This is a genomic window from Streptomyces sp. ML-6 (assembly GCF_030116705.1).
Taxonomy (GTDB): Bacteria; Actinomycetota; Actinomycetes; order Streptomycetales; family Streptomycetaceae; genus Streptomyces.
In genome coordinates this window covers 24,094-37,766 of the sequence record NZ_JAOTIK010000001.1, presented here as the reverse complement: position 1 = coordinate 37,766, position 13,673 = coordinate 24,094, and the positions used below count along the sequence as shown (strand labels likewise).

The following is a 13,673-nucleotide window of genomic DNA, read 5'->3' as shown; positions in this document are numbered from 1 at the left end:
GTGGAGGTCGAGGATGCCGTCGGTTGTCGGACTGCTGGAACAGCACGAGCTTGCCGCTCGTCGTCGTGTGGACGGGCTGCGCGAGGAAGCCGACCGCGTTCAGGCCGAGCTCGCGACGGCCGAGCAGGAGTGGCTGGAGTGGACGATCGCCCGTGAGCGTGTGGGGGCGGTGCTGTCCGCGCCGGGCGGCGATTCAGCCGACGCGGTGGCCGCCGAACGACCGGGCAGTGCCGGGACGGAAGTGCAGGCGTCACCGCCTCTGGTGGTGAAGGCGAGGTCGCAGGTTCCGGTGTGGCGCGAGGGGCTGGCCCAGACGGCACTGTCGGCGGACTATCAGCGTATCCTGGCCGTGCTCACGGATCGGATCCGTCTCGGTCAAGGGCCGCTGACCTGCCAGGAGATGGCCTCCTTCTTCGGCATGGATGTAGTGCCGGCCAAGGTGGAGGGGCTGCGGTCGAAGGCGAAACGCCTGGTCGCGCGGGGCTGGCTGGCCGAGACAGCACCGGGCCGGTTCACGCTCGCGCGGGGCGTGAGCGGGCCAGGCGACGGGTCATGATCATGGTCATCGACCAGTAGATCATCGCCTCGGCGCTGGTGGTGGATCGTTCGAAGTCACGTGCCAGGCGGCGGCTTCGCATCAGGTGCGCGAAGAGCCGCTCGACGATCCACCGCTTGGGCAGCACCACGAAACCGCGCATGTCGTCGCTGCGCTTGACGATCGCCAGGACGAGCGCGAGCGCGGCCAGGCAGTGCTTGACGAGGCTGCCGGTGTAGCCGCCGTCGGCCCAGACGAGTTCCAGCCGATGATGAGCGTCGGTCACCCGCTCAAGCAGCACCCTCGCGGCAGCGCGGTCACCCATATCCGCCGCGGTGACCATCACGCCCAGCAGCAGGCCGAGGGTGTCGACGACCACGTGCCGTTTACGGCCGTTGATCAGCTTACCGCCGTCGAAACCGCGACTGTCCGCGCCGACGACCGCGTCCGCCTTGACGGACTGCGAGTCGATCACACCGGCCGTCGGTTCCGCATCCCGCCCCGCCTCCTCGCGGACCTGGCCGCGCAGCCGGTCGTGGAACTCCGGGACCAGCACGTGGTCACGCCAGCGGCGGAAGAACGCATAGACCCGGTCCCACGGTGGGAAGTCGGCCGGCATCGCCCGCCACTTGATCCCGTTGTCCACCAGATAGCGCACCGCGTCCAGCATCGCCCGGTGGCAGTACGCCTCCGGCTGCCCGCCCCGGCCCCGCATCCAGCCCGGCACCGGCAGCAGCGGCCGGACCACAGACCACTCCACATCCGTCATGTCCGAGGGATACCGCCGAACACGCTCCGGATGGTCGGCCGCATTCCCGAACCGGTGAGCGACACAATCACACGCCGGAGCGGCCGAGTTGAACTCCACCGGCGCGAGCAAGTACAACTGCGGCAACAGGGTCTCCTGGATCTCGGTCGGCTTCGCAACCCCGAGCTACCGAGAGGCCCTGCCTTCATTCCCACGGCCGCCCGCGATCACCCGAACGAGACTCCCGTTCGACGCCCACCCCTCACGATCGGAACGACAACAGCTACTGACATATCGGTTGATCTGATTCCTGATGAGGCTGGCGGGCCCTCGTCAGAAGAAGCCCGACACTCTACGCCTGCTGAGGCGGGGGCATGTTCTCGAACGTCTCGACCGGTACCGGGCCGAGGATCACGTACGGCACAGTGACGTGGACTCCGCCCTCAGTTCCCGCGTCGATCACCCCATGGCTCACCGGTCCGAGTAGGGCAAGCCTAGAGGAGACTTCCTGCACCGGTTCCCCATCGGGGACCATGCCTGCGCTGCGCAGGAGGTCGTGTACACGACTTTGTCTTCGATCTTCCTGATGATCTGGTGTGGGAGGCGCCGCGAGTTGACGATGCGTAACTCCGGCAGCAGCACCACAGCGAACACCTCACCCATGATGGCCCACTCCCACGTCAAGGACTTCTCGACGTCCTCCCGCACCTGACGGTCGATGCGGTTGAACTGGTGAGGCTCGCGGGCTTCGTGCGCGTAGAAGGCCTTGAACTCCACCACTCCGTGTGGTTGTGGAATGCGGCTACTGCGGCGCCTCGGCTTTTCAACCACCGCCAGGTCCACACTCCGTTTGGCGGGCTCTCCGCTTTTGCCTGTCGTGAACAGCCCGGTCCACTCGCGGCCCACGTCCAGCCGCGTCCCCTTGAGTTGCCGGTGCATTGCGTAGGCCATCCGGTCGCGGACTGGATTCTCAATTTGCGAGGTCAGCGCCAGATAGGCCAGCTCCCCCTCTCCGAAGGAACGGCCCGCGCTCTGCAGGCAGGAGTCAAGGGAATTCGCAGTGAGGCGCCTGAACCGCCCCGGGTTCGGTAGAGATCTCAGATTGTGGTTGTGACCTGGGGTTTCGTGGATTCCATGTAGTAGTTGGCTTCGTACTCGACGGGCGGGACGTGGCCTATCTCACCGTGGAGCCTGCGGTGGTTGTACCAGTCGGTCCATTCGGCGGTGGCCAGCTCGACCTGGGCGAGCGATTTCCAGGGCCGCCGGGGCTTGATCAGCTCGGTTTTGTACAGGCCGATCGTGCTCTCCATCAGGGCATTGTCGTAGGCGTCACCGACCGATCCGATCGAGGCGGCGATGCCGGCGGTGTCCAGATGCTCGGCGAGCCGGAAACTCGTATATTGCGATCCGGCATCCGAGTGGTGGATCAACTCGCCCGGCCGCACCGGATGTTGGTCTCGGTCACGTTGCCACACGGCCATCTCCAGGGCGTCCAGGACGAAGATCGTTTCCTTCACGGTGGCTGCGGACCAGCCCACGATCCGGCGGGAAAACGTATCCACGACGAAGGCGACGTGGACGACACCGGACCAGGTTTTGACGTGGGTGAAGTCCGCGACCCAGCAGCGGTTCGGGGCAGCGGCGACGAAGTCGCGGTCCAGCAGATCCGGCGCCCGTTCGGACTGGCCGCCGGGCAGCGTGGTGATCACGCGCTTGCCGCGGACCGCTCCGGCGATGCCAAGTTCACGCATCAGGCGCTCGACGGTGCAGCGGGCCACGCGGTGGCCCTGCCGGTTCAGCTCACGCCAGATCTTCCTCGCCCCGTAGACACGGTAGTTGGCCTGGAAGGCCTCGCTGATCCGTTCCTTCAGTTCGGTATCGCGCACGGTCCTGGCCGACGGTGTGCTCCGGCGTTTGTGGTGGGCGTAGTAGGTGGAAGGGGCGATCTTGCAGTCGTGCTCGGTGAGCGTCCTGCAGATCGGCTCGACGCCGCCGAAGCGGCCCTTGTGCTCGTCGATGAACGCTACGAGCGTGTGTGTGGCCGGTCGAGCTCGGCCGCGAAGAAAGACGCCGCCGCCTTCAGGATCTCGTTGGCCCGCTTCAGCTCGGCGTTCTCCTTCTTCAACGCCTTGAGCTGGGCGGACTCCTCCGTCGTCGTCCCCGGCCGCTGCCCGGCGTCGATCTCGTGCTGCTTGACCCAGTTCCGCAGCGTCTCGCGGGAGCCGATGTCCAGCTTCTCGACCACCGCCTGCAAGGCCGCGGTCTCGGTCGGGTGGTCGCCGCGGACCTCGGCGACCATGCGCACCGCACGTCGGCGCAGCTCAAGCGGGTAACGGGAAGGTCGTGCCATGACTCGATCCTTTCATGAAATCGAGTCTCCACTTCACCCGGGGCGGTTCAGTCAGTTTTCCTGATCAGCGGGATGACGTCCTGGTGGTGCACTGCGGGCGCCGCGTAGGCCTGTGGCTTGTGTGGTGTGGCGGGTGTGCAGGTTGGTTGGGCGGCTGGTCAGCTCTACCGAGTGTGGGTATGAAGCGTGTGCTGGAACCCACACGGAGGGGTGCGTGGGGCTACTGCCTTGGTGGACCATGCAGCATGCTCACGGATGACTGGCAACTCACTGAAGACATCGATGTCTTCCTCGCTCACACCGGGGACTTTCTGCGCTCGCGGCCTGCTCTCCACAACACGCCGTTGACGGACATCGAGAAGCTGCGTGTCAGCGGTACAGGCGCACAGGCCGAGGCGGCCGTCTTCGGCTGGTTTGCGTCACAAGGCGAGGTCCGCGCCATCTTCTACCGCACTCCGCGTGGCCGTTTGGGCCTTACCCCGCTCTCTGCCTCGCAGGCCGATGGCCTCGCTGCCCGTCTGACCCGGCAGGGCCACTTGCCGGTGAACGTCATTGCGGACCACGACACCGCCACCGTTTTCGCACGGGCATGGCAGCAGCGCACAGGAGCAGTATCGGAGATCTTCTGGCGGACTCACCTCTACCGTCTCGGTACGCTCACCCCACCGCAGCCCCGCCCCGAGGGACAGGGGCGTATCGCGGACGGGACAGACCATGAGCAAGTTGTGCGCTGGTGCCGCGAGTTCTGCGTGGATGTCAAAGAGCAGTCCTCCATCGATTTGATCGATGCCGGTCGTTGGGTCGACTCGCGTTTCGGTGACCGGCACTTCACGTTCTGGCATACCTCGGACGGCACTCCCGTCTCCATGGCAGCCACGACCTCGCTTGTCGGCGGCATGATCCGGCTGGACCCCGTCTACACCCCATCCCACCTGAGGGGCCGCGGATTCGCGGGCGCCGTGACCGCCGAGGCGAGCCGCGCCGCGTTGGCCGCGGGCGCGACGGACGTTGTCCTGTTCACGGACCCGGACAACCCCACCAGTAACGCTCTCTATCAGCGCCTCGGATACATCCACGTCGGCGACTTCGCCGGGTACCGGTTCTCTTACACCGGGCCGGACACCCCGTCCGCCTCGCAGCCCTGACGGTCGGCGTGTCGTTTGAGGGCCCAGGTCAGGGGCGCCACGTGCAGGGGTGCCGCGCTCGCGTCGCCGTGGCGGCTGTTCAGCCAGCGCTGTAGTTCGCTGCGTGCGTGTCGGGCGAGCCATCGAGCGAGGGTTCCCGCCTCGTCGGCGGGGTCTGGGCCGGTGTTCGTCCGGAGTGCGTCGGACAGAAGGCCAGCCAAGTGCTCTTCGGCTGCGGCGTGTTGGTACGCGTCCGCGTCCGCGGTCATCGCGGTGAGGGCTTCGGCCAGAGCGAAGGTCTCGGGATAGGTGACCAGGTCGCGGGCGATGATCCACCACGGCCACACCTTGCCCATACGACCGGCCTGTGCGGCCAGGGCGTCAAGGCGCTTGTTCCACGAAACCGGCACAGTGCCCGACATCAATTTCTGGTCGGTGTAGAGGTGTTGGATGGTGCCGCGGGCCCACAGCCACGCCTCGGCGGCTATGCCGCCTGGGTCGGTGAGGTCCTGGTGGCGTCGGTGTGCGGCCAGGATGCGGGCGGCTTCGTGTTGGCCCAGGTGATCGAGCGGTATCTGGGTCGGTCCGGTGTAGCCCGCCTCGCCGCCGACGAGCCAGATGCGATGCGTGTGGCAGACGCGCTGGTGCCGGCCCCGGTACTGCCATACCTGCTGTCCGCGGCTGCGTGGTGCGGTGCATTTGAGGCACCCGGCCATGACCGACGCGGCCGTGTGCGTGGTGGGGGACTGCCAGTGCGCGGCCGGCCCGGTGTGGTGCCGTAGAACATCCAGGTCGAGCGGCCAGGCGGGCAGTACGCGTGCCAGGACCTGCTCCTCGATGCGGCTGTAGGCGGCCACGCGTTCGCGGGCCGCGGCATTGAGGTAGAGCTCGGCGCCCAGCGCGCTCCGGCCGCTCACAGTGGCGCGGCCCTCTTGCTGAAGGACGGCTCGGAGGTAAGGACTTGCGGGCAGGTGGTAGCGGGCTGCGCACCGGGTGATCCATGAAGCGGTCGTCTCGCCTTCGAGGGGCGCGGTGCGTATCGCGCCCGCGGCCAGGCGGCTTTGGACAGGTGGGGACAGGGGCATAGCGTGGTGAGGTCAGCTTTCGACTGGCCGGTGGACGCCCGCAGATGGGGACGTCCACCAAACAAGCAGAACAAGAGGCAGGGGCGAGTACGTGCTGTTCAGGCGGCCGTCCGGGAGTGGCCGGACGGGGCCTGCTCGGCTGGGGGCCGTGCATCCTGCTCAGCGAGATGGTCGAGACGGACGGCATCGAGTTGTTTCTTGGTGATCTTCTCGGTGCCGTCCAGAATCGCGGTGATCGCTCCTTCGCGGATCAGCGCGGACAGACTCCCGAGCCGCCCGCCGGTGCGCTCGTGCAGATAGCGGGCCATGCGCCCCAGCGATCCGGGACGGTGCCGCTCAAGACGCAGCGCGTTCTCCATGCCGTCCAGCAGCCCGCGCCACGCTGCCTGCTGCTCCCGACTCCCGTATGCCAGGGGAGGGTTGGACAGGAGCTTGAACCGCCCCGCCAGCTGCGCCCCGCGGATTCCGCTCAGCAGGGGCGAGTCCTCGACGGCGACTCCGGCGTAGACGAAGGTGGCGCCGACACGTTCGGACAGGTACTTCATCTGGTCGGACGTCTCGGCGCCCACGCGGGTGCGGGTGTCCAGGAGGTGGATGTCGTCCAGTTTACCGACCGCAGGAGCTCGGAAACCGGCTCTGAACTGCGACGATTCATAGACTACATGTCCGTGATGGAGAGTTGCTGTCGTTCGTCTGTGTGGTCTCGTGAGACGGCTGTCCGCGTACTCCCCGAAGTTCAGCCGAGTATTGATGAACGGGCTCAACTCACGGCAGTTGAATACACGCCGCTACCAGGCCCCAGGACCAGATACCGTTCACGAGTCCCGGCGCCGCATCCGCTTCGTCAAGGCTCGGCGCCCCTGAGTGGCTCCCAGGAGACCCTGTGCGATTCGTGGTCCAAGCCGATCGACAGTCCCCGTCGGACGAAGGCCCCCAAGAAGCCATCCTCGTCCCAGTTGCCGGGGACGACCACGGCTACCAGACCAGCTACGACCTCTGGTTTCGGGACGAAAACAGACAGATCCAGCGCCTGGGCCGCGTCAAGATCGCCCTCGGCGCCCAGGAACCGGGGCCCAGTCCCCTCCCCGTAGGGCAGTTCGAGCACCTTGACTCCCTCCGCAGGCCCGAGTTGTTCTCCCTGGGCCAAGACGACCTGTACTACGACAGCATCAGGAAACTCGGCACCCAGGTACGCTTGGAGATCCTCATCGGACTGGGTGATATCGCTCTCTCATCAAAGCGTCTGGACTTCGCCCTCCAATACGACGTGACGGCCCTCTCGCTGCTGCGCAGCGTCGAGAAGCGTACGGTCATGGCCCAGTTCAAGCGCATCGCCAGCGGTGGTTCCCGGCTCACCGAGTACCGCTTCAACTACCTCGTTCCCGCGCCAGACAGCGACGTCCCGCCGCCCCCGCCACTCAGCTTCGTGGTCACCCCCCGCACCACCCCGTCCAGCAACATTCACGTCCTGATCGGACGCAACGGAGTCGGCAAAACCACCCTGCTGCGCAACATGGCCCAAGCGGCCGTCCACCCTGACCGCGCCGACGTCAATGCCGGCCGAATCGAACACCTCCCCACCCCCACCGCGGAGGACGGTGAACCCTTCGTCAACGTCGTCTCCGTCACCTTCAGTGCCTTCGACCCCTTCGTCAGTGTGGTTGGCGACCCCGACCACGCAGCGACCACGTACGCGTACGTGGGGCTCGCTAGCGCTGGGAACAACCTCGGCGAGCCCAAATCACATGAACAACTGGGCTCGGAGTTCGCCAGTTGCCTCAAAGAGGTTTGGGCGGCCGGACGGCTCGGACGGTGGGTCCATGCCCTGCGCATTCTGAGCAGTGACCCGCATTTCGCCGCCTCCCCGTCCATGACTTCGCTCGACGCCTCCGTGAGCAGTCGCCACAGACATTCACGGAGAGCGATCAAGAGGCAGCCCGAAGGATCTTTGGCCAACTCAGTTCAGGCCACTCGATCGTGCTGCTGACCATCACGAAGCTGGCCACGCTCGTGGCCGAGCAGTCCCTGGTGCTCCTAGACGAACCCGAGGCCCACCTGCACCCACCGCTCCTATCTTCCTTCATCAGGACGTTGTCGTACCTGATGGATGACCGCAACGCAGTCGCGGTCATCGCCACCCACTCCCCTGTCGTCCTCCAAGAGGTCCCCCGCTCCTGCATCTGGAAACTGAGCCGTTGGGGCAACCGTCAGGCCGAGCGGCCCACCATCGAGACTTTCGGTGAGAACGTCGGTGTCCTCACACACGAGATCTTCGGCTTGGAGGTGAAGGAGTCCGGCTTCTACGCGGAAGTCAAAAGGGCGGTCAGGGCCCATGGCACCTACGAAGAAGTCCTTGCCCACTTCGGCGGCCAGCTGGGCGGCGAGGCCAAGGGGCTGGTGCGGATCCTCCTCGCAGACAAGGCCGCAGGAGAGAGCCGCTGATGTGGCCGCTGGAGCCCCCCGCCGAGACAGCCCGCGAGAGCTACGACGCATGTGTGAGCAGCACCCGGGACACCAGTCGGCAAGAGAAGTTGACAGCCGCGGCCGAAGCCGTCGAAGCTGCAGGAGAGCGCTTCCGGGAAGCAGCCCACAGCCAGACGTTGCACGCCCTGGAAGCCGCCGAGTTCAAGGTTCCAGGCATCGACGACAAGGCCGCCGTGACCTGGGCGTACGAGAACGGGATGCGGGGAACCAAAAAGGGCCGCCTAATCTATGACAAGCTCATGGGCGCCCCCGTCGACGAGAGGTGCCCCCTGTGCGGGCACGGAACCGTCCGTCAGCTCGACCACGTCCTGCCTAAGATGTCCTTCCCCGCTCTTTGCGTGGCCCCACTCAATCTGGTGCCAGCCTGCAGCGACTGCAACCACATCAAAGGCGATCAAAAGCCGACCACGGTTGAGACCACACCTTTACACCCGTATCTCGACCGTATCGACGACGTGACCTGGCTGCAGGCCAAAGTCATTCACGACGCCCCCGTGCGGCTGGAGTTCTTCGTGACCCCGCCACCAACATGGGGGCAGGGCCTCATAGCCCGGGCCACGCACCACTTCACTATGTTCGGGTTGGCGAAGACCTACGCAGTGCAGGCCAACCGGACCCTGAGGAACATCCAACACACCCTCGAAGGACAGTTCAAGGCTGGCGGCAAGGAGCTCGTGCACGAATACCTCGCGGCCGAAGCCGCCACTCGACTCGCTGTCCAACCCAACGGGTGGGAAGGCGTGACCTACCGGACCCTCGCAGCGGATGGTGCCTTCTGTAACGGAGGATTCCTGGAGTGACTGCAGGCCACTTTCACGTGTACGCCGACATGGCCCGTCCACCGGACGGAGAACGGGCCATGAGGCCGGAAGAGCGAAGGCGAGGTCAGATGCCTGACGCTGGGTCAACGATCCGGGCTTCGAGGTCAGCGACGCGGCGGTCCTGGAAGCGGAGGTTGGAGCGGGCCGCCTTGAGCCGCTCGTCAAGGCTGCGGTTGTCGGCCGTGAGCTGACGGACTCGCTGTTTGAGGGTGGTGTTCTCGGTAGTGATCCGCTGGACGGCCTCCTCGGCCCATTCGGCCTCCAAGTCCCGCACCTGGCCGATGAGTTCACCGATGCGATTCCGCTGGGCGAGGATCTCGCTGTGAGCGGTCTTGAGGGCGTCTTCGGCATTCAGAGCGCGTTCACGCCAGGTCGCCTCACGTTCCTCGCCCTGGTCGGCGAGCAACTGGGTCCGGCGCTCTCCAGCCTCGGCCATCGCGGAGGCGATGACGGCTCTGGCCTCGGGATTGTCGTAGAGGAAGGTGCGGGAGACGTCCGCTCGACGGGCGACGGCGGTCACGCTGACCTGGGCCTTCTCACGCCGGAGCCGGATGATGGCTTCACGGACCCGCTTCAGGGCGGTCTCGGTCTTGTGGCGGCGGGCGGCCAGGGCGGCGGCCGTGCGGGGTTCTGGAACGGCAGAGGTCTTCATGCGATGTCCTGCTCGGGGTCGTTGTCGGTTGTGCACGTATCGCTGTACTCGCTCTGCTCGTCGTCGCCCGCGTCGGCGAGGTCGGCGGCGCGGAAGGCCGTGGACCACACGCGGTGGAAGTAGTCCTGGGGTTTGCGCAGGTCAAGGGCGAGGGCGTCGCCGAGGAGGCCGAGGCCGACCAGGGCCTTCTCCAGGCCGTCGATGGCGCGGGCTGTGGGCTCGAAGTAGCGGTGGAGATAGTCGGCGATCGCGTCGTCCGGGGCGCCTTCGGCCAGCAGCCGCCACTGTTCGCGTTTGCGCCGCCAGTAGAGGAGGTCGGCGCCGGAGAGGACGAACTTGTCGCAGTTGTGGCAGTCGAGGTTCCAGGGGCAGGCGCCGCCGTCGACGACGGGCTGGAAGGTGCAGAACCCGCCCTCGGAGGGGGTGCTGCGGCGTGAGAGGTCGATGGCGAGGGCCTGGGCCTGCTCTCGGGTGAGTGGGGTGGTCTCTCCGGCGAGGAGTTCGCCGGGTTGGGCGGTGCCGGGGCCGGTGACCCAGACGTGCTGGAGGACGTTCTCCAGGTCTTCGCTGGTCAGGTGGACGTAGTGCTCGGCCATCCGGTCCGAGACCTGGCCGAGATAGCGGCGGATGTGGGTGAGGCTCGCCCCGGCCCGAAGCAGGCTGGTGGCCAGAGTGTGGCGAGCCTGATGGGGGACGAGCTGGCCGAGGTCGAGCTCGGTGGCCCACTCCCGGAACCTTCGGTGGAACCACTGGTAGGACAGAGCGGTAGCGCCGTCGGGGTTGCGGACCTTGCTGGTGAACAGGGCAAGCTGAGCGCGTTCGGTGCCGGTCGGGCGGCGTCCGTGCCGGGCGACGAACCGGTCCAGTGTCTTGCGCTGCCGTTCGGCGAGGAGGTCGTAGAGCCGGTCGGGGATACGGATTGCGGTGTCGTAGTTGCCGACCTTGGTCTGGTCGTGCCAGAACATCGGCAGGCCGCCGTAGCGGCCGATGCAGTTCCAGCGCAGCTTGAGGACCTCGTTCACGCGGCGGCCGGTCAGCACGATGGTCTCCCAGACGTCCCGCATCCCCTGGTCATCGGGGTCGTACTGCTCTGTGAGCTGGGCGAGGTTGGCCTCGTCGGCCAGGGCTCGGGCGACCTCGTCGGGAAACGGACGCCGGGCTCGCAGCGGCTCGCCGCCGGCGAATGGCATGGCGATGATGAACTCGCGGTCCAGGCCGAGCCGTTCGGCGGCGCCGTTCTCCATCGCGTTCCGCAGCAGCTTGCGGACGCCGTTGAACACGTCGGTGCGGGTGACGGAGGTGACCGTCGACGGCTTTCCGTAGAGCCCCTTCATCACCAGCGAGGGCAGCCCGTGGCGTTCACGATGGCGCTGATCGGCGATGAACCGGTGCATGTGCTCCACCCGCAAGGCGCTCGGGTCGTGGCCGCCGCCGGGGGCGTCGACCTCTATGAACGCGCTCAGCTCGGTGCAGGCCCGGCGGATGCCGTCGATGGGCACTGCGGTGCGTGGGCGGTGGGGCGAGCGGATGAGCTCGGCGGTGTAGTCCCAGAGCAGGTCACGCAGCCAGCGCTGGGTGATGCGGGTCAGGTCGATGTGGCTGGCCCGGTGAGGGAAGCGGATGCCGAAGTGGTCGGTCTCGAGGAACCCGGCGTCCCGCGTCTGCTCGGGGTGAAGTAGACCAGCCGCAGGTAGTGGAGCATCTTCTTCACAATCGAGGTGTGAAACCGCGGGAAGTCGTCCAAGTCCAGGTCGGTCAGCGAGCCGGCGTCGCGCTCTCGCGCGAGGTTGACGAGCTTCTGGATCCAGTCCAGGCGCCAGATGCTGTGCCGGTCCTGCTGGGTGTGGGCGAACAGGGTGTACTGGATCTCGGCTCGCAGCAGCGGCCGCAGACCGCGCAGGTTGACCAGTCCCGGCCTCGGGGCCGGATCGACCCTCGCGCACCAGGTGCGGAAGGCGTTCTCGTCCGTGCAGGAGACGGGGACGGAGCGTCCCTGGCTCTCGTATCGCTGCCACCAGCTGGCCGGAAGGGCCGCCCCGCCGGGGCGGCGGTCGCGCTTGTAACGGTGCCAGTGCCAGCTGCACAAACCCAGCGGCGACTCCGCCAGCCCGGGGCAGACCGTGACCTTGCAGTTGCCGTAACCCCCGCGGGGCTCCTGTTCAGCAGCCCACTGCTCAAAGTCCGCCCCGGAATCGCGCGGGGCGACGTAGTACTTCCAGGAGCTGTAGTGGGCGCGGCACAACCGCAGGTCGGTTCGCGGCTCCGCCGGCCGATCGGGGCAGATCGAGCACGGGCCCTCGCGCTCGAACTCGGCCCGGGACAGCGGCTGTGCCGCAGTGAGGAACTCCGCCCGGGTCGTGCCCGATTCCCGCGCCTTTCCCCACTGCCGGAGATGGTTGGAGCACAGGTCCGTCCCTCCGGAGCGGACGCGTTCGCAGGCGCCGACGACGCATCCCCACTGGTAGACGGAGTGGTCTTGGGGAACCCGGACGAGTACTCCACGGAAGATCGGGTCGAAAAAGGGGCACTGATCAGCGCGGTGAGGATCTCCAGCCTGTCACGGCCCTCGCGGTCGGAACGTTCGGTGTAGAGGGGCAGCAGCGAGTTCGCGGTCACTTCGTCTCACCCCAGACCGTGCGAAGCGCGGCATCGAAGACCGGGTCGTGGACATCGACGTGCCCGTAGACCTCATCGACCATCGCGGCCGACGCCCAGCCGCCGGCGTCCCGGGCGATCAGGGTGTTGCCGTCCGCGGCATCGAGAACCGCCGAGGTGAAGGTGTGCCGGAAGGCATGGGGTTTCACCAGCCCCAACCCGGCGCGTTTCCCGGCCCGGCCGAGCATCCGGCGGGCGCCGACCGGAGCCCACGGCTGGCCGCTATCGGCGCCGTGCAGCTGGACCAGGAGCATGCCGTGCCCGGCGCCCCGCGGGTACTCGGTCGTCATGTACTCGAAGTAGGAGTGCACCATCGCCGGGCTGACCCGCTTGATCAGCCCGCCGGTCACCGTCCCGCGCTCGACCCGCCAGGGATGTTTGGTCTTGGCCTCGGCCCGGTTCGGGTTGCCGGGCCGGTGGCAGACGTGCAGGTGCGGGGTGCGGCACTCGCCGCAGGCCGCGTTCTCGCGCAGGTGCAGGTCGACCAGGTGCAGCCCGCAGAGTTCGCCGATCCGAAGTCCGCCGTCGGCGAGCCAGTCGATAACCAGCCGGTCCCGGGCGGCGTTCACTGTCCCCAGCAGCCTCTCCCTGGCCTTTTCCGGCAGCATCTTCGGGTGCCGGCGGTGCGGCCCCTTCGGTGCCAGTGGGTTGGTCGGCAGCTTGTTCTTCACGTGCCCGAGGAACGAGCGGCGCTTGTCGGCCCGCGTCGGCAGACGGGACTTGTCGAGCTTCTTGCCGAGTTCGCCGTTGATGCCGCGAGAAGCCTGCTGCAGGTAGAAGCCCTTCAAGCAGGCCGCCGCGGTCGACAGCGCCGAGCGGCCGTAGGGGCGCTTGCCCACCCGCCACGGTTCCCCGAGCGGTATGCGGACCTCGGCGCCGACGATCCCCATATACCGTTCCAGGTCACGCAGTTGGACCGTGTCGAAGGCCAGGCACTCGCGCTCCAGCCACCGCAGGTGGTCCACCAGGTAGTACGCGTACGTCCTCTGCGTGCCCGAGCCCTCGTGCTCACGCAGGAACCGGTCCGCCTCCGCGTGCAGTGTTCCCTCGGGCCAGACGATCGTCCATGACCGCTGCCCGTCCTTCCGCTCGATCCGCTGGACCCTCAGGTCCCCCACCACAACGTGCCGTACCACTTGTCCTCCGTACCGACTCCAGAACATGACAGACGTCCCGGACCCGGTCGGTAAACAAGCCCAGGACGTGCTGGTCACAGTCC

Annotated in this window: 14 protein-coding genes; 5 read left to right on the top strand and 9 right to left on the bottom strand. The window is 67.0% G+C overall.

The window, feature by feature from the left end; genetic code table 11:
* Positions 1-13 precede the first annotated feature (13 nt).
* Entirely contained in the window at positions 14-556 is a 543-nt protein-coding gene (locus OCT49_RS00175; protein WP_283849838.1) for a hypothetical protein, read from the top strand.
* Here OCT49_RS00175 and OCT49_RS00170 read toward each other — a convergent pair.
* The 3 genes from OCT49_RS00170 to OCT49_RS00160 all read right to left on the bottom strand — a co-directional run bounded on the left by OCT49_RS00170 (position 513) and on the right by OCT49_RS00160 (position 3,633).
* A complete protein-coding gene (locus tag OCT49_RS00170) occupies positions 513-1,304 on the bottom strand; it encodes an IS5 family transposase (RefSeq protein WP_283849837.1) in 792 nt (263 codons plus the stop codon). The genes OCT49_RS00175 and OCT49_RS00170 overlap by 44 nt on opposite strands.
* Positions 1,305-1,754: 450 nt before the next feature.
* The gene (locus OCT49_RS00165; RefSeq protein ID WP_283849836.1) at positions 1,755-2,234 is read right to left on the bottom strand and encodes a hypothetical protein; all 480 of its coding nucleotides are present in this window, start codon (positions 2,232-2,234) and stop codon (positions 1,755-1,757) included.
* A gap of 146 nt (positions 2,235-2,380) precedes the next feature.
* A protein-coding gene (locus OCT49_RS00160) for an IS3 family transposase (protein WP_283849835.1) occupies positions 2,381-3,633 on the bottom strand; the annotation gives its coding sequence in 2 pieces (ribosomal slippage) (positions 2,381-3,351 and positions 3,351-3,633; 1,254 coding nt in all).
* 245 nt (positions 3,634-3,878) lie between these two features.
* Between OCT49_RS00160 and OCT49_RS00155 the strand changes: the two genes are divergently transcribed.
* The gene (locus OCT49_RS00155) at positions 3,879-4,778 is read left to right on the top strand and encodes a GNAT family N-acetyltransferase (protein ID WP_283849834.1); all 900 of its coding nucleotides are present in this window, start codon (positions 3,879-3,881) and stop codon (positions 4,776-4,778) included.
* Here the strand turns inward: OCT49_RS00155 and OCT49_RS00150 are convergent.
* Entirely contained in the window at positions 4,739-5,842 is a 1,104-nt protein-coding gene (locus OCT49_RS00150; protein WP_283849833.1) for a TniQ family protein, read from the bottom strand. The genes OCT49_RS00155 and OCT49_RS00150 overlap by 40 nt on opposite strands.
* 98 nt (positions 5,843-5,940) lie before the next feature.
* Complete coding sequence (locus tag OCT49_RS00145) at positions 5,941-6,411, bottom strand: ATP/GTP-binding protein (protein WP_283849832.1); 471 nt, start codon at positions 6,409-6,411, stop codon at positions 5,941-5,943.
* Positions 6,412-6,725: 314 nt separating this feature from the next.
* Here OCT49_RS00145 and OCT49_RS00140 point away from each other — a divergent pair, with 314 nt between their 5' ends.
* From OCT49_RS00140 to OCT49_RS00130, 3 genes are read left to right on the top strand one after another with little or no spacing between them, the layout of a single operon-like run.
* The gene (locus OCT49_RS00140; protein ID WP_283849831.1) at positions 6,726-7,829 is read left to right on the top strand and encodes a hypothetical protein; all 1,104 of its coding nucleotides are present in this window, start codon (positions 6,726-6,728) and stop codon (positions 7,827-7,829) included.
* Entirely contained in the window at positions 7,787-8,284 is a 498-nt protein-coding gene (locus OCT49_RS00135; RefSeq protein ID WP_283855626.1) for an AAA family ATPase, read from the top strand. The genes OCT49_RS00140 and OCT49_RS00135 overlap by 43 nt, the downstream gene beginning before the upstream one ends.
* A 53-nt stretch (positions 8,285-8,337) precedes the next feature.
* On the top strand, positions 8,338-9,126 hold the full coding sequence (locus OCT49_RS00130) for an HNH endonuclease (protein WP_283849830.1): 789 nt from the start codon (positions 8,338-8,340) through the stop codon (positions 9,124-9,126).
* 85 nt (positions 9,127-9,211) lie between these two features.
* Here OCT49_RS00130 and OCT49_RS00125 read toward each other — a convergent pair whose 3' ends face one another.
* The 4 genes from OCT49_RS00125 to OCT49_RS00110 all read right to left on the bottom strand — a co-directional run bounded on the left by OCT49_RS00125 (position 9,212) and on the right by OCT49_RS00110 (position 13,590).
* Positions 9,212-9,799, bottom strand: coding sequence for a DUF6262 family protein (locus OCT49_RS00125; RefSeq protein WP_283849829.1), 588 nt, complete (start codon positions 9,797-9,799; stop codon positions 9,212-9,214).
* Entirely contained in the window at positions 9,796-11,298 is a 1,503-nt protein-coding gene (locus OCT49_RS00120; RefSeq protein ID WP_283849828.1) for a tyrosine-type recombinase/integrase, read from the bottom strand. Before OCT49_RS00120 ends, OCT49_RS00125 begins: the two co-directional genes overlap by 4 nt.
* An 86-nt stretch (positions 11,299-11,384) precedes the next feature.
* Entirely contained in the window at positions 11,385-12,041 is a 657-nt protein-coding gene (locus OCT49_RS00115) for a hypothetical protein (protein WP_283849827.1), read from the bottom strand.
* 370 nt (positions 12,042-12,411) lie between these two features.
* Positions 12,412-13,590 (bottom strand): tyrosine-type recombinase/integrase, encoded by a 1,179-nt coding sequence (locus OCT49_RS00110; RefSeq protein ID WP_283849826.1) that lies wholly within the window; start codon positions 13,588-13,590, stop codon positions 12,412-12,414.
* Between the last annotated feature and the right edge of the window lie 83 nt (positions 13,591-13,673).